The organism is Emergencia timonensis, from assembly GCF_900086585.1.
GTDB lineage: Bacteria > Bacillota > Clostridia > Peptostreptococcales > Anaerovoracaceae > Senimuribacter > Senimuribacter timonensis.
In genome coordinates this window covers 1,751,660-1,771,496 of the sequence record NZ_FLKM01000009.1, presented here as the reverse complement: position 1 = coordinate 1,771,496, position 19,837 = coordinate 1,751,660, and the positions used below count along the sequence as shown (strand labels likewise).

22 protein-coding genes are annotated in these 19,837 nt (G+C 41.8%); all 22 read left to right on the top strand.

The window, feature by feature from the left end; translation table 11 throughout:
- Positions 1-234: 234 nt before the first annotated feature.
- The 22 genes from BN6539_RS19285 (at position 235) to purC (ending at position 19,824) form a co-directional block, all read left to right on the top strand.
- Positions 235-759, top strand: coding sequence for an HD domain-containing protein (locus BN6539_RS19285; protein WP_067542041.1), 525 nt, complete (start codon positions 235-237; stop codon positions 757-759).
- A gap of 3 nt (positions 760-762) precedes the next feature.
- A complete protein-coding gene (locus BN6539_RS19280) occupies positions 763-2,607 on the top strand; it encodes a TIGR03960 family B12-binding radical SAM protein (protein WP_067542038.1) in 1,845 nt (614 codons plus the stop codon).
- Entirely contained in the window at positions 2,600-3,274 is a 675-nt protein-coding gene (locus BN6539_RS19275; protein WP_067542035.1) for a TIGR03936 family radical SAM-associated protein, read from the top strand. The genes BN6539_RS19280 and BN6539_RS19275 overlap by 8 nt, the downstream gene beginning before the upstream one ends.
- A 70-nt stretch (positions 3,275-3,344) precedes the next feature.
- Positions 3,345-3,977: a helix-hairpin-helix domain-containing protein gene (locus BN6539_RS19270; protein ID WP_082907622.1), complete on the top strand. Its 633-nt coding sequence runs from the start codon at positions 3,345-3,347 to the stop codon at positions 3,975-3,977.
- 80 nt (positions 3,978-4,057) lie between these two features.
- Positions 4,058-4,495, top strand: coding sequence for a hypothetical protein (locus BN6539_RS19265; RefSeq protein WP_067542032.1), 438 nt, complete (start codon positions 4,058-4,060; stop codon positions 4,493-4,495).
- A gap of 6 nt (positions 4,496-4,501) precedes the next feature.
- On the top strand, positions 4,502-5,554 hold the full coding sequence (spoIVB, locus tag BN6539_RS19260) for a SpoIVB peptidase (protein WP_082907621.1): 1,053 nt from the start codon (positions 4,502-4,504) through the stop codon (positions 5,552-5,554).
- A 147-nt stretch (positions 5,555-5,701) separates the two neighbouring features.
- The gene (spo0A, locus tag BN6539_RS19255) at positions 5,702-6,508 is read left to right on the top strand and encodes a sporulation transcription factor Spo0A (protein WP_330385110.1); all 807 of its coding nucleotides are present in this window, start codon (positions 5,702-5,704) and stop codon (positions 6,506-6,508) included.
- Positions 6,509-7,157: 649 nt separating this feature from the next.
- On the top strand, positions 7,158-7,397 hold the full coding sequence (locus BN6539_RS19250; RefSeq protein WP_082907620.1) for a DUF896 domain-containing protein: 240 nt from the start codon (positions 7,158-7,160) through the stop codon (positions 7,395-7,397).
- Positions 7,398-7,477: 80 nt separating this feature from the next.
- Positions 7,478-7,921: a hypothetical protein gene (locus BN6539_RS19245; RefSeq protein ID WP_067542023.1), complete on the top strand. Its 444-nt coding sequence runs from the start codon at positions 7,478-7,480 to the stop codon at positions 7,919-7,921.
- Between the two features lie 94 nt (positions 7,922-8,015).
- Entirely contained in the window at positions 8,016-9,185 is a 1,170-nt protein-coding gene (gene nifS / locus BN6539_RS19240) for a cysteine desulfurase NifS (protein WP_067542020.1), read from the top strand.
- Positions 9,186-9,189: 4 nt separating this feature from the next.
- On the top strand, positions 9,190-9,636 hold the full coding sequence (gene nifU / locus BN6539_RS19235) for a Fe-S cluster assembly scaffold protein NifU (RefSeq protein ID WP_067542017.1): 447 nt from the start codon (positions 9,190-9,192) through the stop codon (positions 9,634-9,636).
- On the top strand, positions 9,614-10,705 hold the full coding sequence (mnmA, locus tag BN6539_RS19230) for a tRNA 2-thiouridine(34) synthase MnmA (RefSeq protein ID WP_067542014.1): 1,092 nt from the start codon (positions 9,614-9,616) through the stop codon (positions 10,703-10,705). The genes nifU and mnmA overlap by 23 nt, the downstream gene beginning before the upstream one ends.
- Positions 10,706-10,846: 141 nt before the next feature.
- The gene (locus BN6539_RS19225; RefSeq protein ID WP_067542012.1) at positions 10,847-11,449 is read left to right on the top strand and encodes a class II aldolase/adducin family protein; all 603 of its coding nucleotides are present in this window, start codon (positions 10,847-10,849) and stop codon (positions 11,447-11,449) included.
- Positions 11,450-11,497: 48 nt separating this feature from the next.
- Positions 11,498-11,686 (top strand): hypothetical protein, encoded by a 189-nt coding sequence (locus BN6539_RS19220; protein ID WP_067542009.1) that lies wholly within the window; start codon positions 11,498-11,500, stop codon positions 11,684-11,686.
- 71 nt (positions 11,687-11,757) lie between these two features.
- Positions 11,758-13,416 carry a phospho-sugar mutase gene (locus BN6539_RS19215; protein ID WP_067542006.1) on the top strand — a complete coding sequence of 553 codons (1,659 nt, stop codon included), beginning with the start codon at positions 11,758-11,760 and terminating at the stop codon, positions 13,414-13,416.
- Between the two features lie 2 nt (positions 13,417-13,418).
- Positions 13,419-14,348 (top strand): M15 family metallopeptidase, encoded by a 930-nt coding sequence (locus tag BN6539_RS19210; RefSeq protein ID WP_067542003.1) that lies wholly within the window; start codon positions 13,419-13,421, stop codon positions 14,346-14,348.
- A 120-nt stretch (positions 14,349-14,468) separates the two neighbouring features.
- Entirely contained in the window at positions 14,469-17,087 is a 2,619-nt protein-coding gene (gene alaS, locus BN6539_RS19205; protein ID WP_067542000.1) for an alanine--tRNA ligase, read from the top strand.
- A gap of 33 nt (positions 17,088-17,120) precedes the next feature.
- Complete coding sequence (locus BN6539_RS19200) at positions 17,121-17,366, top strand: IreB family regulatory phosphoprotein (protein ID WP_067541997.1); 246 nt, start codon at positions 17,121-17,123, stop codon at positions 17,364-17,366.
- A 61-nt stretch (positions 17,367-17,427) separates the two neighbouring features.
- Positions 17,428-17,943: a YcxB family protein gene (locus BN6539_RS19195; protein WP_067541993.1), complete on the top strand. Its 516-nt coding sequence runs from the start codon at positions 17,428-17,430 to the stop codon at positions 17,941-17,943.
- The gene (gene ruvX, locus BN6539_RS19190; protein WP_067541991.1) at positions 17,940-18,380 is read left to right on the top strand and encodes a Holliday junction resolvase RuvX; all 441 of its coding nucleotides are present in this window, start codon (positions 17,940-17,942) and stop codon (positions 18,378-18,380) included. The genes BN6539_RS19195 and ruvX overlap by 4 nt, the downstream gene beginning before the upstream one ends.
- Before the next feature lie 201 nt (positions 18,381-18,581).
- A complete protein-coding gene (gene purE, locus BN6539_RS19185; protein ID WP_067541988.1) occupies positions 18,582-19,079 on the top strand; it encodes a 5-(carboxyamino)imidazole ribonucleotide mutase in 498 nt (165 codons plus the stop codon).
- Positions 19,080-19,107: 28 nt separating this feature from the next.
- Positions 19,108-19,824: a phosphoribosylaminoimidazolesuccinocarboxamide synthase gene (gene purC / locus BN6539_RS19180; RefSeq protein ID WP_067541985.1), complete on the top strand. Its 717-nt coding sequence runs from the start codon at positions 19,108-19,110 to the stop codon at positions 19,822-19,824.
- The last annotated feature ends 13 nt before the right edge of the window (positions 19,825-19,837 follow it).

Sequence of the window (19,837 nt, the reverse complement as noted above, 5' to 3'; positions counted from 1 at the left end):
TGTATTTTCATTGGTATATTTGTGGTATAATGATTCCACGATCCTACGATTTCATCGCAAGGAAGGAATCATTGAATCATGTGCTGGGATTCTGTTTCCAGAGGAATGCACATGGTATAATGAACGCACGATCTTAGGGCGTTGCCGCAAGGAAGCGTTCATTGAATCATGACTTTCCATTATATTTCCAAAGGGAGGTCATGGTATACTAGCAGTTGAAAGGCTGGTGAATTGATGGTAAAGAGAATTACAGAAGAAGAGTGTGAAGCGTTATTTGAAAAATATCATACGCCAGAGCATGTGATCGGTCACTGCAAAGCTGTCAGTCATACAGCTGTCACAATTGGCAGAAAACTTAACGAGCAAGGCTTTGCGCTGGATATCGATTTGATTAAAGGTGCAGGCCTTGTTCATGATGTAGCCAGAGTCAGTGATAAACACTGGGAAGTCGGTGCGGACATCTTGGAAAGCCTGGGTTACAAGGATGAAGCAGAGATAGTCAGAGTGCATATGACGTATGATTTTCATGACTTTGATAAACTAGATGAGACGGATTTAGTCTGCCTTGGAGACAGACTAGTTAAAGAAGATCAATATGTAGGTCTGAATGACCGTATCGACTATATCATTCATAAAGCGGGCAACAGACCAGAAGTAAATAAAAGAATATTACAAAAGAAAGCAGAAACCCAGAAGTTTATGAAGTGCATAGAAGAATCGATCGGACAAACTATTGATAGTTTATTTACGAAAGGCTGAAAAATGAACCAGAATGAAAAGTTAAACAATTTACTAAAGCGAGTAGAAAAACCTGCCAGATATATTGGCAGTGAGACCAATATTGTTATGAAAGATCCTGAAAAAGTAAAGGCTAGGTTTGCCTTTGCCTTTCCAGACTTGTACGAAATCGGTATGTCTTATATGGGACTGCAGATTCTCTATCACATTTTAAATAGAGAAAATGATATTTATTGCGAGAGAGTTTTTGCACCGGCACCTGATATGGAATCACTCATGAGAGAGGAGCAGATGCCACTTTTCACTCTGGAGACAAAGACGCCGATCAAAGATATGGATTTCTTAGGGTTTACATTGCAGTATGAAATGTCCTTTACCAGTATTTTAGACATGCTAGAATTGGCAGGAATCCCGCTGAAATCAACGGATAGATCAGAAGTTGATCCTATTATCATAGCTGGGGGACCCTGCGCCTTTAATCCAGAACCATTAGCTGAATTTATCGACGTGTTTTTAATTGGGGACGGTGAAGAGAGCCTGCCCAAATTGATAAAAAGATACATCAATGCAAAGGACAGGGGTGTCAGTAAGGCTGACTTCCTGAAAGAGATTGCTGACGATGAAGGTGTGTACATTCCTTCTTTTTATCGCGTCATTTATCACGAAGACGGTACTATAAAAGCATATGAAAAGGCTTTTGAAGGAGCACCCGACAGGGTGAAGCGGTGCATAATTGATGACATAGAAAAAATAGATTTTCCGACAGAACCCATCGTACCTTTGATTGAAACGGTTCACGATAGATCTGTGATAGAAACTTTCAGAGGTTGTACAAGAGGCTGCAGATTTTGTCAGGCTGGAATGATTTATAGACCTGTCAGAGAACGATCAAAAGGAAGGATTATGGATCTTGCCAGAAAACAGCTTGAAAGTACGGGACATGAGGAATTGTCGCTGCTTTCTCTTTCTACCAGTGATTATTCAGAATTTGAGTCGCTGGCTGTTGACTTAATGAAAGAATGTAAAGAACAGAATGTATCTCTGTCCCTGCCGTCTCTTAGATTAGACACTTTTTCTTTTAAGGTTTTAGAGGAAATACAGGGCTACAAAAAGTCTGGATTGACCTTTGCTCCAGAAGCAGGCAGCCAGCGACTGAGAGATGTTATCAATAAAGGAATCACGGAGACAGACATTTACGATGCAGTAGAACAGGCCATCGAACTGGGCTGGAAACATATTAAGCTCTATTTTATGATTGGACTGCCGACGGAAACTTATGAAGATCTCGACGGCATTGCGGAAATTGCCAGAAAGATTATCGCTATTTACCGACAATCCGGGCGCACCGGGCGGTTTAATGTTACTGTCAGCGTCTCTAACTTTGTACCAAAGGCGCACACGCCGTTTCAGTGGGTTCGCCAGGACAGCACAGAAGAATTTACTAAAAAACACAATTATCTGCACGAGAAACTGAAGATAAAGGGCGTAACTTTTAACTATCACGACGATGCTGTCAGTACTTACGAGGCAATCTTTGCTCGCGGAGACAGGCGGCTTTCGGCGCTTTTGTTAGAAGCACATAAATTGGGCTGCCGCCTCGACGGCTGGTCGGAACATTTTGATTTGGAAAAGTGGAATACGGCCATCATGCAGTCAGGAACAGACGTCGGGTTCTATACCACGAGAGAAAGAAACTATAATGAACTGCTGCCATGGGATATCATCGATTCTTCCATTACCAAAAAATTTCTACAATCTGAAGCGGAAAAGGCAATGAAGGAAGTGACGACGAAGGACTGCAGATACGGCTGTAGTGGCTGTGGAATTAACAGAAGGGTGAACTGTAAAATGGGAGGCATTTATGAATAGATATATCATTAGATTTTCCAAGGAAGGTTATATTAAATATACATCACACTTGGACATGCTTAGGCTGTTTAAAAGAGCGTTTAAAAGAAGCAGGATCTTGTTAGAGCATTCACAAGGATTTAATCCTCATCCTAAGATGGGGTTCGCTCAGCCACTATCGTTAGGCTATACCAGCAAGTGTGAACTTTTAGAGTTTGAGACTACAAAAGACTTTGATCCAGCAGAAATCAAAGAGCGTCTCGCAGGTGTCATACCAGAGGGAGTAGAACTCCTGGATTGCCGAAAACTCGAATCTCCAGTCAAGTCCCTGGCTTCTGCAGTTACAGAAGCAGAATATGAGGTCGTATTTCCCATACCTTCCAATCGAGAGAAATATGCAGAACTGATTAAAAGCTATCTGGATCAGGAACAGATTATCGCAGAAAAGCGACAGAAAAAAACAAAAAAGATAGTCTCGGTAGATATTAAAGGAAAAATTAGAGAAATGGCTGTGGCGGCAGGTGACAAGCTGACGTTGCATATGAAATTAGATTCAGGCAGCAACTCTAATCTGAGCCCGGAACAGGTTATAGCATCATTTTTGACCTACACTGGATTAGACGTCAAACGGTACGATGTAGAGGTAGAGAGAACAAAGATAAACTTTGACAGTAAATTACAATTTTAGCTTGACTTCCCCATAGAATATATGTAAAATTATGTAAAAGAGATCGTGCATATATGGAAAGGGGTACAGAATGATGGATCAACTCATGGACAAGCTGAAGGTATATATTACTTACTTAAAGGAACATAAGAAAATCGCAAGAGCAGCGGCAGTCGTATTGATCATGATTGTCGCTGTTGTGTTTTTTGGACATAATGGGGAAAAAGAAGAAATTCCTATACAATTGCCCGAAGAAACAAAAAACACGGAGACGTCAGAGCTGACACCAGAAGAAACTGAAAAGGCAGAGATTTTTGTAGATATCAGTGGGCAGGTAAAGAAGCCTGGCGTGTATCAGATTACTGAGGGAACCAGGTTGTTTGAAGTGATAAAAATGGCAGGCGGCTTGACATCGGATGCAGATAAGGATGGATTTAACCAAGCCGAAGTTGTCAGTGATGGAGAAAAGATTGTCATACCTGCCAAGGGAGAAGGAGTAGATTCACCAATCAGTTCAGGAACGACGGCCAGCGGTTTAATTAATATTAACACAGCAGATAGTACGGCGCTGCAGGAAATTCCGGGTGTCGGACCAGCTACAGCAGATAAGATTATTGCATACCGCAACGAAAATGGTCGTTTTGCATCAAAAGAAGATATTAAGAATGTCAGCGGTATTGGAGACAAAACTTATGAGAAAATGAAAGACAAAATCACAACTTGATTGTTCAGCATTATAAATTTGTTTGACAGACCTGGTATAAAGTGCATATATCTGGCAAGAATATCTTTAGAGGTGATAATATGTTCAGCCAGAAGAAAAGAAATTTAACTTGGATTTACGTGTGTATCGTATTACTTATTGCGGTTATTGCAGTATTTATACTGATTGGAGCACTGAGCAATAAGAATGCAGAAGATGCGGAACGTACAAATCTTGAAAGTAAAGTTAGTGAAGAAAATCAATCGGGTCCAGACGCTGATAATTCAACGGATGTACAAGATCAGGATCAAAATGATGACGACCAAGATAAATTTTATCAGTCATATTATCTGGTCAAATACGATAATAATGTTATAAAGATCTATTTCTCTGATGAAACTGGAAAGCTTACGGAACTGGAAAGCACTTCCATTGTCTATGAGACATTATCCCAGGGGGACCAGGCAAAGTTTCGTGAGGGTATCAAAGTTGAAAACAGAGATGATCTTAATAGATTAATGATGGATTATGAGAGTTAAAATTAAATGATTGATGTAAATTTTAAAAGTTCAAAACTGAAAAGCAGACTGAAAAAATGTGCAGTCTTGTTTGCGGGTGTCCTGGCTTTTGTCGCATGTGCCGGGGTGCTGTTTCCCGAAAAACTGTCGGTGATTACCGGCTCGGATAATGTGGTTTCTGAAAGAGTACTGATTCCCGGAGGACAGTCTGTAGGCATTCAGATGAGTGTAAAAGGCGCTCTGATTGTCGGTGTAGAGAATAATTCTGGGCCGCAGATAGGTGATATGATTGTAGCCGTCAATGGAGAAAAGGTATCAGGACCAGCCGATGTGGAAAAAATTGTAGGTGACAAGGGCAAAAAGGTGGAGATTACTGTGATGAGAAATAAAAAACCCATCAATTATGAAATCACACCGTACTATGATAAGTCCAGCAAGGAATACAAATTAGGTTTCTGGATCAAGGAAAAGATCGCAGGTATCGGTACCCTGACTTTCTATGACCCAAAAACAAATAAATTTGCCTCCTTAGGGCACGGAATTTATGAACCTGAGACTGGCACGCTGCTACAGACGAAAAACGGCAGTCTGCTTAATACCAAGGTAAATCAGATTACGGCAGGCGCAAAAGGAACGCCAGGAGAAATTGGCGGGATTATTTACAATTTCCAAAAGCCGCTGGGCTCAATAGAAAAGAATACCGAGTTTGGTATTTATGGAGAGGCTGATAATTCTCAGAGTTTTGAGACCAGTCAGCCGATGGTCATGGCATCAAAAGAACAGATAGAAGAAGGCGATGCCTATATATTGACGACTATAGACGGAACCACAGTAGAAAAATTTAAGATTGAAATCACGAAAATTCATCACCAGAGTTCAGCCGAGAGCAAGGGATTGGAATTTCAGGTGACCGATAAAGGACTTCTTGCGTCATGCGGCGGTATTATTCAAGGCATGAGCGGCAGCCCAATTATACAAAATAACCGGATTATCGGGGCAGTTACCCATGTTTTTGTAAATAACCCTCAAAAAGGATACGGAATTTTTGCCGAGTGGATGGTAGAAGAAATAGATAAATGATACCATTCTGTCGAATATGTTCGAATTTGTAGTAATTTAAAAACAAATTGCGATAAATACATGCAGAAAAAAAGTGAAATTCATTGTAAAATAATATCATAAGAAAATGAATTTTCTTGAAAAATGTCCCGAGGGAGGATTATGCGTATGGGAAAAATTAAGTTAGGAATTGTTGACGACAACAAAGACTTCTGTGAGGTGCTGCAAAATTATTTTTGCCAGCAAAATGACATAGAAGTCTGTTTCGTCGCAGAAGATGGCCTACAGGCTCTGGAGAAGGTCCAGGAAAATGAAGTTGATGTGTTGATTCTGGATCTGATCATGCCGCATCTTGACGGTATTGGAGTACTTGAGTCATTAAACACAATGGATCTGAAGAAGTATCCCCGTGTGGTTATGGTTTCAGCAGTAGGTCAGGACTCTATGATTCAACGAGCTGTTGGACTGGGAGCTGAATACTACTTGGTGAAACCAATCAACACAGACGTTTTAGGTAAGAGAGTTAGGCAGGTAATGAACAGAGATGGAGGAATCCGTACCAATGCAAACAGCCAGCTTAACCTTCGAAAATCTACAGTTTATAAAGATATTATCAGAGAAAATGATTTAGAAATTGAGATTACAAACCTAATCCATGAAATTGGTGTTCCTGCTCATATTAAAGGATATCAATATTTGAGAGATGCTATAACGATTGTTGTGAATGATATGGACATCTTGTGTGCCGTAACGAAAGAATTGTATCCAATGATTGCCAAGATGAATGATACCACGCCTAGCAGAGTCGAACGAGCTATCAGACATGCGATAGAAGTTGCATGGAACAGGGGAAGAATTGAAACAATAGATGCTTTATTCGGATATACCGTAAAAAATGATAAAGGTAAACCGACGAACTCAGAGTTTATTGCTATTATAGCAGACAAGCTTAGACTAGAGAGAAAGGTTGGATAAATCGTTAAACCCCGAACGAATTATAAACCGATTACTTAAAGGAATACTGAATTTGAAAACAAGGAACCAGGAATTATTATTAACATAGAACCATAAACTCCTTTCATTTATTGTGTGGGTGAAAGGAGTTTTTTCTTATTCTTAACGTACCTTGCAAAACTTCGCCCCTTGTGGGCGACATGTGGAAATAGGAATCTTTGATTCCGTTATTTTTTCGTTTTTTCTTTAAGATTTGGATAGGTCATGGTATAATAAACGCAAGCGATTTTGCAGCTTCGCTGTAAGGAAGCGTTCATTGAAACGTGTCCCACGATATAAAATTTAGTGGATTGGACACGTTATAATGGTTCCATAATCTTACGATGTTGCCTGCAAGGAAGGAATCATTGAATCATGACGTTCGATTCTATTTGCAGAGGAATCGTCATGGTATAATAAACGCAAGCAATTTTGCAGCTTCGCTGTAAGGAAGCGTTCATTGAAACGTGTCCTACGATATAAAATTCAATGGATTGGACACGTTATAATGGTTCCATATCTTACGATGTTGCCTGCAAGGAAGGAACCATTGAATCATGACGTTCGATTCTATTTCTAGTGGAATATGGTAGAATAAATTAATAAAGCTATAATGCAAACGGAGGTGTCTATGATAACGGAAGAAAAGGTAGAGCGCATCAATGAGTTAGCCAGAAAAGCAAAGACGTCTGAAGGACTCAGCGAAGAAGAAAAAGAAGAGCAGCAAGTTCTTAGAAGAGAATATATCGATTCTTTTAAAGCAAATCTGCGATCTCAGCTTGAACAAATAGAATTTGTGGAAGACGTAGAAGAGGCAGAAGGACGCAAAAAAGGCGATCATGTCGTGGAAATTGAAGAAAATTTGAATTAATTATTAGAAAAGAGCAGAATTTTACAAATTCCGCTCTTTCTTTGTTTTATGATAGAAGGCAGGGGAAAGGTGGGATTATTATGAAAAAAGTATATGCGATAAACGCCTGCGTACTCGTCATCATTTTTCTGACGGCGGGAATCATAGCCAGGCCCAGCGATTATAATCGTGAAATGAAAAATTTAATTTCGCAGAGAACGGAGGTTCTCAATGAATTTTACGATGGAAGAAGAGATTTTGACGCATCACGGGACAAGCTTGAACTGCTGGAATCAGGCAAACTGTTGAAAAATGATGTAGCTGCTATGAAGAACTATCAGTCAACTGATATAGATCAAGTAGTGAGTTATAAAATTAAAATCAAATCTTGTAAGAAGACAAGCTATGGCATCATTAAAGGAAAAGCTGAAATCAGATGGGTCATGAGAAGTGTCAATGATACGAGAGAAGAGAAACATTCGTACTTTTTTACTGGAGAAATCAATCAAAAAAATACGAAACTTACACAACTCAAAAAAATATAAAAACTTATTTTTCACTGTTTAATGGCGACAGATTATTGGTATAATATAAACTTGAAGATTAAATTAAACATAAACATCAAAGGAGCATATTCACATGAGACAAGTATATTTGGACTATTCAGCGACGACGCCAGTCAAAGAAGAAGTCTTACACGAAATGATTCCTTATTTTACAGAAAAATTCGGCAATCCTTCAAGTCTTTACACCATGGGGTTAGAGTCTAAAGAAGCTGTTGATAAAGCAAGAGAGCAGGTAGCGCACCTGATTAACGCAGAACCAAGGGAGATTTATTTCACTGGCTGCGGAAGCGAAGCTGATAACTGGGCTGTTTTTGGTGTAGCAAATGCATTAAAAGATAAAGGCAATCACATTATTACAACGAGAATTGAGCACCATGCGCTGCTGCATTCCTGTCAGTTTTTAGAGAAAAATGGCTATGAGGTTACATATCTGGACGTTGAACCGGATGGGACAGTAAAGCCTGAGACTTTAGAAGCCGCCATTACTGATAAAACAATTCTTATCAGTATCATGTATGTAAACAACGAAGTGGGAACGGTTGAGCCGATTAAAGAGCTGGCGCAGATTGCAAAGAAGCACAAAATTCTCTTCCATACAGATGCAGTACAGGCACTGGCCAATGTACCCATCGACGTGAAAGACCTGGGGATTGACCTTATGAGCGTGTCTGCCCATAAGATTTATGGTCCCAAGGGCATTGGAGCGCTTTATATGAGAAAGGGCCTGAGAATTTCAAACTATATTCATGGCGGAGGCCAGGAAATGGGGAGAAGAGCAGGAACTGAGAATATGGCTGGAATCGTGGGCTTTGGCAAAGCAGCAGAAGTGGCTGAAGCCAACTTTGATGAGCATATTCGCCACTGCAAAGAGGTCAGGGATTATTTAATTGAGAAAGTAAGCAAAGAAATACCCGATACCTTTGTAAACGGAACCATGGAACATAGACATCCGGGCAATGCCAATATCACCTTTAAATATATAGAAGGTGAATCAATCCTGTTGCTTTTGGATTACAAAGGCATCAGCGTATCGACGGGGTCAGCCTGTTCATCGAAATCATTAGAGCCGTCCCATGTACTCTCTGCACTGGATGTGCCAGTAGAGATGATCCACGGTACCGTGAGATTTACAGTAGGTGATTTTACAACAAAAGATGATATTGATTACGTAGTAGAAAACTTAAAAGAAATTGTGACAAAACTGAGAGAATTGTCACCAGTAAACAGCGAGAAAGGTTGGTAGGAAAATGGGTTTATATAACGATACAGTGATGGATCATTTCATGAATCCAAGAAACGTAGGAGATCTTGAGAATCCTGATGGAACTGGCACATATGGCAGCCCAGTCTGTGGAGATATGATGCAGATTCAGATCAAAGTGAAGGACGACGTCATTACCGATGCAAAGTTTAAGACTTTTGGCTGCGGCAGCGCCATCGCATCTTCCAGCATGGCTACCTCTATGATTATTGGAAAATCTATAGACGAGGCGCTGGCGATCAGCAATAAGCAGATTATTGAAGAACTAGGCGGGCTTCCGGCAGTGAAAGTACACTGTTCCGTTCTCGCTGACCATGCGATAAAATCTGCTATTTACGATTATGCGCAGAAAAATGGCAAGACTTACGAAGGGCTTGCAGGCTTTGACCCTGATGCAGATGAGGATGATCATGAACACATTATCGAAGAATAAGGTAGTATTAGGTTTAAGCGGCGGAGTGGACAGCACTACCGCTGCTTTGTTATTGAAAGAAAAAGGACTGGAAGTCATCGGTTTCTATTTTGACGTCTTAGGTACGAATCTAAAAGGGGCCGAGGCTGCCGCCCAATTGGCAAAGAAGCTCGATATTGACTTTGTTAAAATGGACGTCTCTGAAGAATTTGACCAGACAGTGATAAACAATTTCTGCGGTGAATATTTACAGGGTAGAACGCCAAACCCTTGTGTCATCTGTAATCCCAGCATCAAATTTAAAAAATTGCTGCAGGTAGCAGAAGAAAAAGGGGCATACTATATTGCGACGGGGCATTATGCCAGAATTTTTCATGATGAGGAAAGGGATCTATATTTCATCAGAAGGGGCGCAAATCAAAAAAAGGATCAGTCCTATATGCTCTACAGGCTGGGACAAAATGTGTTATCTCGGCTGATACTGCCTCTTGGGGAATTTGATGACAAAGAAAAGACAAGAAATATAGCCAGAAGCCATAATCTGCCGAACGCGGAAACAGCCGACAGCCAGGAGATCTGTTTTATAGACGAACAAAAAGAAAACTACGTATCATATATCGAAAACAGAGGATTGACGGCGGAAAAAGGCAATTTTGTAGACTCACAAGGTGCTTTTTTAGGGGAGCATCAGGGTCTCGTTCACTACACCATCGGTCAGCGCAAAGGACTCGGTATTACTTTGGGAAAACCGGCCTTTGTAACCTCAATTGATCCAGAGACAAATCAAGTTACTCTGGGGGATAATGCAGACCTATTTAAACGAGAAGTTATTTCCTCGGAGAACTTTTTCGCGGCAAATTCACTGCCAGACCTGCCGGAGGGTTTTGGAGATGAGCTTCGTGTTCTGGCAAAGATTCGCTATGCTGCCACGCCGGCACCAGCGAGAGTGAGCCAACGACCAGATGGGAAAATCCTCACTGTTTTTGATGAGCCGCAGCGAGCAGCTACACCAGGGCAATCTATTGTATTTTACAAAGAAGATTACGTATTTGGCGGAGGGTTTATCGAATCCACCTCTGTTTCGGAGTAAAATGTAAAAACTAATACTAAAGTTTATAGAAAATAGTCCCCAAACTAATATTGCATATTGTCTTCCCCGTCATTATAATGGGTAGACGGCTTAGATATTTAGAGCAAAAACGATGCAAGAAAGATAGAGAGGGGATAAACCATGAACAGTATTATCTTACTGAGTTTAAAAGAACAGCTTTTAAAAGCGTCAAAAGATATAGAGCTTTCAGGTCATTGCAGGCACAAGACAGGAAACCTTAGTGTAATCAACAGGAAGGAACAGTATATTATTATAACACCGTCAGGAATTTCAAAAGCAAAGCTTGTCCTTGCCGATTTGGTGGTGTGTAATTTTGAAGGAAATATTTTGGATAACCCTAATAATAACAAACCTTCCAGCGAATTGCCAATGCATATAGCATGTTATAAAAACAGAGCTGACGTACACTCTGTGGTACACACACATTCGACTTATGCCACAGCATTTGCAGTAAAAGGGTTGGAGATTCCGCCTGTTGTAACGGAATCTGTCTTCTATAAAGACAAAACAACAGTAATAGGTTATGGTAAACCTGGCAGCCGCGAGCTGGCAGAAAAGGTGACTGCTGGTATTTCAGAAGATACAGACGTTTTAATCTTGGAAAAACACGGTGTGATTATCATGGGAGAGGCCATTGCCGAAACGGTTCTAAAAGCAAAATACGTAGAAGAGGTGGCAAAAGTGGCACTTTTATCCAGCATGTTAAACGAGAATAATCTGTGAGAGTATCAGACATACTAAATCATATCAAATATGATGGAGGTGTGGTTAATGAACAGAATTATCAAAGATGCGGTGATGCTGGCAGCTGCAGGAACTGCAGGATTTTGTGCTTATAAATGGATGTCCCCGACTGATAAGCAAAAGATCTCAAGGGATGTAAAGCGTACAGTTGAAGATATGGGCGATGTGCGCCATGATATGTCACGTATGGCCGGCACCATCAAAGACACATTCTAGGTTTGATGCAAAATAGCGCGAAAGCGCTATTTTTGTTTTTTGTATTTCGATTTTTATGGTATACTAATCTTATGGATAAAAAAGATATTAAAAACTATGCAAATACTGAATACAGACGATGGCTGGAAAAGTCCGTGAAGGATGTACAGCTGCAGCAGGAATTAGAACAACTGGCTGATAACGAAGAAGAACGTATCGATTCCTTCTATACTGATTTGCAATTCGGTACGTCAGGTCTCAGGGGAATTATCGGCGCTGGTACGAATAGAATGAACGAATACGTGGTCAGGAGGACGACGCAGGGGCTGGCAGACTATCTGAATGCGCATTGCAGTGAACCGTCTATCGTCATCGCCTATGACAGCAGAAAGAAATCAAAGATCTTTGCCTTGGAAACAGCCAAGACGCTGAGAGGAAACGGTATAGAGGTCTTTCTTTTTCAGGAGATTGCGCCGGTATCATTGCTCTCCTATGCTATAGGCAGACTGCATTGCAGCATGGGTATCATGATTACGGCCAGCCATAATCCGAAGATTTTTAACGGATACAAGGTATACAATCAAAACGGATATCAAATTGTTGGAGAAGAAGCAGACCAGATATCAGAGACGATTGACCAATTAGATTTTTTCGAGGGGATTAGAGTAAGTGAGGAAGGAATCAGATTCGTAGACGAATGGGTATGTGATGATTTTATTGCGAAAATCACATCATTTTCTCTTTTGTCTGGCCAAAAGAAGATACTCAGCACCTTATCTGTCGTCTATAGTCCGTTAAACGGAGCAGGAAACAGATATGTGCGGCAAGTGCTTGCGAACATCGGTTTTGAAAATCTGACAGTCGTTCCATCGCAGGAGAACCCTGATGAAAATTTCACGACATGTCCTACGCCGAATCCGGAAAAAATCACAGCATATACGGAAAGCTTCAAGGTTTTAGATCAAATTGGAGGAGACGTGATTATTGCAACCGATCCTGACAGTGACAGAGTCGGTCTTTGTCTGCTATATGACGGCATGAAGGTGCTGCTGACTGGAAATCAACTGGGAATTTTGATCTTTGACTATCTCTGCCAGAGGCGAAAGGCAAAACCGGGACAAGTTGTCATTAAGAGTATCGTCTCAACGCCGCTGATTGAAAAAATGGCAGAAAAATATGGACTTCAAGTCATCAACACGTTGACTGGCTTTAAGTATATTGGAGAATTGATTACAGCGCTTTCAAATCGGGGAGAAGAGAAATCTTATTTTTTCGGCTTTGAGGAGAGCAACGGCTATCTGATCAATCCCTTCATCAGAGACAAGGACGGCGTCAGTTCAGCAATGATCGCAGTAGAACTGGCGGCGTATCATAAGGCACAGGGAAAAAATCTCATCGAACGTCTCCAAGAGATTTATGCGGAGTTTGGCACCTGCAGAGATAAGACCAGAAATTATTTCTTCGAAGGGCCATATGGTGCAATGGCCATGAAATCTTTGATGAATCATTTTAGGAGAGAAATCGATGACAGCATCGGCGGCAGGAAAATTCTCAAAAAGAGAGATTACATGGAAGAAACAGGGCTGCCAAAGGCGGATGTTGTGGAATTTATTTTGGAGGGCGGCGCAAGATTCATCATAAGACCTTCAGGTACGGAGGCAAAGATTAAAGTCTATCTTTTTGAAACAGAAAATAATACAAAGCTGGAAAAGGCTATCGAACATATTATTGAAACTTATAAGGAGTTATAATTATGAAAAAAACTATACTAATCATTCTGCCTGTGCTCATCTGTATTCTTCTTCTCTGCGGCATTTTGCTCCATCGCACTGCTTCACCTCCAGCAGTCAAGGTCCATTCTTTTGACGGATCGGGACAAGTCTCTATCAGGTGGGAGGCAATGAAGGATGTTGACGGATATGCCGTATATCGGTCCAATACAAAAGAGGGAACCTATGAACTGATAAAGACCTGTGATGGTGATGCGCGTCAGTATACAGACACGAACAGAAAAGTCGGTCAGAAACTTTATTACAAGGTATGCAGCTACACGCTAAAAAACGGAGAGAAATCTTATGGCGATAAGTCGGAAGCAGCCGAGGTTCAGGTAAAGAAAGCCATAGAAAACGACCCTGAAGATGCTCTGATGCTGGTCAATAAGAAGAATTGGCTGAGCAGCAGCTATGTGCCGTCAAAGCTGGTTTCTCTGGGCAGTCTGGCAATCGTGGATATTGAAGCCAAGGAAGAGGTTCGAGATGCTTATGTGAACCTTTACCGTGATGCACAAAAGGCAGGCTTTGACATCAAAGTCCTCTCTGCTTACAGGGACTATGACTTACAGGCTTCTCTGTTTGACTACTGGTGCAGGACAGACGGCATAAAGCAGGCGCTGAGAACTAGCGCCAAAGCTGGCCGTAGTGAACACCAGACCGGTTATGCCCTGGATGTTTCCTGTGAAGAATTAAATTGGGATTTGCTGGAGCGTTTCGGCGACACAGCTGAGGGTAAATGGCTTGGGAAAAATGCGCACAAATATGGATTTATCGTCAGATACGGCAAAGACACAGAAGCGATTACCGGCTATGCTTACGAGCCTTGGCATATCAGATATGTGGGAGAAAAAGCTGCCAAGGAGATATTCGAGCAGAATATCACTTTAGAAGAATATTTAGGCTATTTTTAGGGTATAAAAATAGACAATTTTAGGTATTTGTGATAAAATTAATGATTATTGCGAGATAGACAATACGACCGATTGCGTTCCGGCTGAAGCCAGGCAATCGTAATATAAGGAGTAATATATATGGAAAAACTAGGCTTAAATCAAATCAGACAGATGTTCAGGGACTTTTATGTGAGTAAGGATCACTATGCAGCTAAGAGTGCTTCACTAATTCCCCAGAACGACAAATCCTTGTTGATTATCAATTCAGGTATGGCTCCTCTCAAGCCGTACTTTGCAGGTATTGAGACGCCGCCGGCGAAGAGAATGACGACCTGCCAGAAATGTATCAGAACAGGCGACATCGATAATGTAGGTATTACGGCCAGACATGGCACATTTTTTGAAATGTTGGGCAACTTTTCTTTCGGCGACTATTTCAAAGAGGAATCCCTAAGATGGGGATGGGAATTCATCACCCAGTGCTTGAAAATGCCAGAGGAAAAGATCTGGGCGACCGTTTACTATGATGACGACGAGGCCGTAGAAATCTGGAAAAAAATTGGTGTGCCAGAAGAACGCATTGTGAGACTGGGGAAGGAAGATAACTTTTGGGAAATCGGCCTGGGACCGTGCGGTCCATGTTCTGAGATATATTTTGACAGAGGACCGGAATACGGCTGCGGAAAGCCGGATTGCAAACCGGGCTGTGACTGTGACAGATACCTGGAGTTCTGGAACCACGTATTTACGCAGTTTTCGAAAGAGGAAGACGGCAGTTATACGCCATTAGAGCATCCGAACATCGATACAGGTATGGGACTGGAAAGAATGGCCTGTATCATGCAAGGCGTAGATTCCATCTTTGATGTTGATACCATCAGGCACATTCTTGACGGTGTAGTAGCTATGTCAGGTGTAAAATACGAAGACGGCGCCGCCAAAACAGACGTTTCAATCAGAATCATCACAGACCATTTGAGATCCATGGTCTTTATGATTGCTGACGGCATCATACCTTCCAATGAAGGCCGCGGTTATGTGCTGAGAAGATTAATCAGACGTGCCGCCAGACATGGCAGAATTTTGGGCATCAATGGCAAATTCCTCGTAGCCTTGTCCAACAAAGTGATTGAAGTATCTGCTGACGCCTATCCGGAACTAGAGGAAAAGAAAGAATATATCCAGAAAATCATATCCGTCGAAGAAGAGAAGTTTGCAGCAACCATCGATCAGGGAACTTCCATTATCCATGAATATGTAGACGAACTGAAAAAAGACGGAAAAACAGTTCTTGCAGGGGAGAAAGTATTTAAGCTTTATGATACCTATGGTTTCCCACTGGAGTTAACAGAAGAAATTTTGCAGGAAGAAGGCTGCAGTGCTGACGTAGATGGTTTTAACGACAACATGCAGAAGCAAAAAGAGATGGCAAGAGCCGGCAGAAAATCTGCCGATGAAGAAGGATGGAAAAATGCTGCAACTGCGGTGGATGTTCCGGAAACCCTCTTCACAGGCTATGACCATTTAGACGACGAAGGAGAGGTACTGGCAATTGATGTAGATGGACAACTGACAGACAGTGCGGACATCTATCAGAATGCGACGGTATACCTAGATAAGACACCGTTTTATGCAGAAGGAGGCGGACAGGCTTCTGATAATGGTTTTATGTCTACCGAAGACTGTCATGCGAAAGTGATCTCTGTAGAAAAATCACACGAGGTTTATGCCCATAGAGTTTTAATTGAAAAAGGAACTCTAAAGAAAGGGGATAGAGTGCAATGTGGCGTCAATCTCTTTAAGCGTCACGCTACAGCGAGGAATCACACAGCGACGCATCTCCTGCAGAAAGCGTTGCGTGATGTGATCGGTTCCCACGTAGAACAGGCTGGTTCCAGCGTCAATGAGAATATGCTCAGATTTGACTTCACTCATTTTGAAGGCGTTACACCGGAGCAGCTTTCTCAAGTAGAAGAACTGGTTAACCAGAAGATTACAGAGTTCCTACCAGTCAAGACTTGCGAAACATCCATGAAGGAAGCGCAGGAAATGGGCGCTATGGCCCTCTTTGGTGAGAAATACGGCGATCAGGTCAGAGTCGTAAATTGCGGCAACTGGAGCGTTGAACTCTGTGGGGGAACCCATGTGGAAAATACCGGTCAAATCGGCGCCTTAAAGATCGTCAGTGAAGCAGGTGTGGCCTCAGGTGTCCGCCGAATTGAAGCTGTGACAGGCACAGGGGTGCTCTTGAAAACGATTGAAGCAGAAGACACCATCAGACAGATTGCAGAAGCCCTCAAGTCTAACCCTTCTGCGGTAGCACAGAAAGCTGTTTCTGTCGTTGAGGAATTGAAGGATACGAAAAAAGAGTTGGAAGACTTTAAAAAAGCAGCTATGGGATCAGAGGTAGACGACATGGTCGAGGCCGCAAAAGTTGTCGGCGATATCAAGCTTGTGACAAAGGAATTTAAGGATTATAATATAAATGATCTGCGTAATCTGTCCGATGATATCAAAGCCTCATACAAAGGCATCGTCATGGTATTTGCGACAGTCAATGGACCAAAGGTTACTTTCTTGGTTTCCATTACTGACGACTTGCTGGAAAAGGGTTTACACGCAGGCAATATGATAAAACAGATTGCTGCAGCTTGCGGCGGAGGCGGCGGCGGAAAGGCCGACATGGCACAGGCCGGTGCAAAGGATTCTTCAAAAATTCCCGATGCATTTAAGGTTGCAGAAGAACTTTTATCATAGTATACTATAGTTAGGAAAAAGGAGGTCGTTATCATGGAAAGAAAAACAATTATGTTTGACGCAGCGAAAACGCAACAGAAAACTACAAAAGAAATCCTGGAGGCTGTATACGCCGCTTTGGAGGAGAGAGGGTACAATGGAATTGATCAAATGGTTGGCTACATTCTTTCAGGCGACCCGTCATACATTACAAGTCACAACAATGCGAGAATGATGATCAGCCGCATTGATAGAGACGACTTGGTAGAAGAAATCTTAAAGGATTATCTAAAAAAATAAGAATAAGAATTAACGGCAGGCGATTTGTTTTTAACCTGCCGTTTTTTTAGGAAGGCAGGAAATGACTACAATATTTGAGAACCAATGTACGTATACTTATGAATATTATTTACAACTGAAGCGGGCGACTTTGGACAAGAGCTTTGTAAACACATGCTACAGCGCTCTAGTCATCATTACCGCTCTGGGTGTGCTAACGGTGGTGAAAAACTGGTATACCTTTACCATTGCAGCCGTAGTGGCTCTGATATTCGTACTCTACAGACTAATCGGAACACCCATTCGGCTGGCGTCTTTTGCAGCAAAGAAAAATCGCCAGGTTCATGGCAGGGATATCGAGACGATAAATCATTTTTATGAGGATCATCTCTTAGCAGTCAACACCCTGTCACAGGGCAAGACCAATATCAAATATGAAGAGGTAAAGACCTTGATGCAGTCTAAAAATTTGTTCATTATCGGTATGGACAAAGGGCTCGTGCTGTTAATCGATAAAGACGGATTTTTAAAAGGTACTGTTGAAGAGTTCTTGATTTTTATGAAAGAAAAATGTGTGAATGCTGAGGTGAAAATATGAGGAAAATAGCCCTTGATGTCGGAGACAAGACAGTAGGTATCGCTTTGAGTGATGCGCTGGGTATTACAGCCCAGGGACTGATGACATTGGAAAGAGTGGGAATCCGCAAGGACACGGGAAAAATTCTGGATTTGGTAAAAGAGTACGAGTGTGACACCATTGTCATCGGATTGCCAAAAAAACTGGACGGAAGCGACAGCATCCAGACCGAAAAAGTCTATGAGTTCCGCACCATGTTGGAAAACAAGATGAGAAGTACGGGAATGAAAGGTGTCGACGTTGTATGGCAGGACGAACGCCTGACTACTGTCATGGCCGAAAAGGTCCTTATCGAAGCGGATGTCAGCCGCAAAAAAAGGAAAGAAGTGATTGATAAACAGGCGGCGGTTTTAATCATGCAGGGCTATTTAGACACGTTATCCATGAAAAAAGATTAATAACGAACAATTATATCCGTATACTTGAATATAATTCGTGATATCTTTGGATTTTGAGAAAAAACTTAATTAAAACAAGGTAAAAACGCGAATTTTACTGAACAAATATTGACACCAAAAGTATATGTGATAAAGTTTATTGTGTAAGATATTCTACATATACTTTTGTTTTTTTGTTTCATCATTATGGAGGTTAGATACATGAAAAAAATCGGAATCATCATGGGAAGTGACAGCGATCTTCCTGTAGTAGAGAAAGCAATGACCACGTTAGAGGAATTCGGCGTACCTTATGAGGTTCACGTTTATTCTGCCCATCGTACACCGGCAGAGGTAAAAGAATTCACACAGAATGCGAGAACAAACGGCTTCGGCGCTATCATCGCAGCAGCAGGAAAAGCGGCGCACCTGGCAGGTTCTATTGCAGCCAGCACCACGCTGCCTGTCATCGGCATTCCAGTCAAGTCTTCGACTTTGGACGGACTGGATGCGCTTTTATCCACAGTGCAGATGCCTGGCGGAATTCCGGTGGCAACTGTCGCGATTGATGGTGCGCAGAATGCGGCTCTCCTGGCTATTCAGATGCTTGGCATCGAAGATGCGGAGATCGCATCAAAACTGGACAACCAGAGAAAAGCGGCGGCTGAAAAAGTTCTGGCTAAAAATAAGAACATTGAGGAAAAATATAATATTCTGTAATAAATAAAAATTAGAAGAGGTGAAGCTTATGCGCGTCGAGAAGACGGAACAATTATACGAAGGAAAAGCGAAAAAGGTCTATGGAACGACAGAGGAAACGCTCTGTATCGTTTCCTATAAGGACGACGCGACTGCCTTTAACGGTCTGAAAAAAGGCACGATCATGGGCAAGGGCGCCATCAACAACAGAGTAACCAACTTTTTGATGCAGATGTTAGAAAAGGAAGGTATTCCGACGCATTTTGTGGAAGAAGTGAACGAGCGGGAGACCATTGTTAAAAAGGTTCGCATTATACCTCTTGAGGTCATCGTTCGAAATATCGCAGCAGGTTCTCTGGCAAAACGGCTGGGCCTTTCTGAAGGTACCAAGATGAAACGACCAGTCTTGGAGTTCAGCTATAAGAACGACGATCTGGGCGATCCCATGGTCAATGATTACCACATCCTCGCCATGGAATACGCTACAGAAGAAGAACTTTCTGTCATCAAAAGCTATGCTTTAAAAATAAACGAAATTTTGTCCGCATATCTGAAGGACGCCAATATCGAGCTGATTGACTTCAAGCTGGAATTTGGCAAAACGACAGATGGAACCATTGTTCTTGCAGACGAGATTTCCCCTGACACCTGCAGATTCTGGGATACAGTGACCGGCGAAAAACTGGATAAAGACAGATTCAGAAGAGACCTGGGCGGCGTAGAAGATGCATATCAGGAAATATTGAAGAGATTACTTGGAGAATAAAACGGGAGAGTAT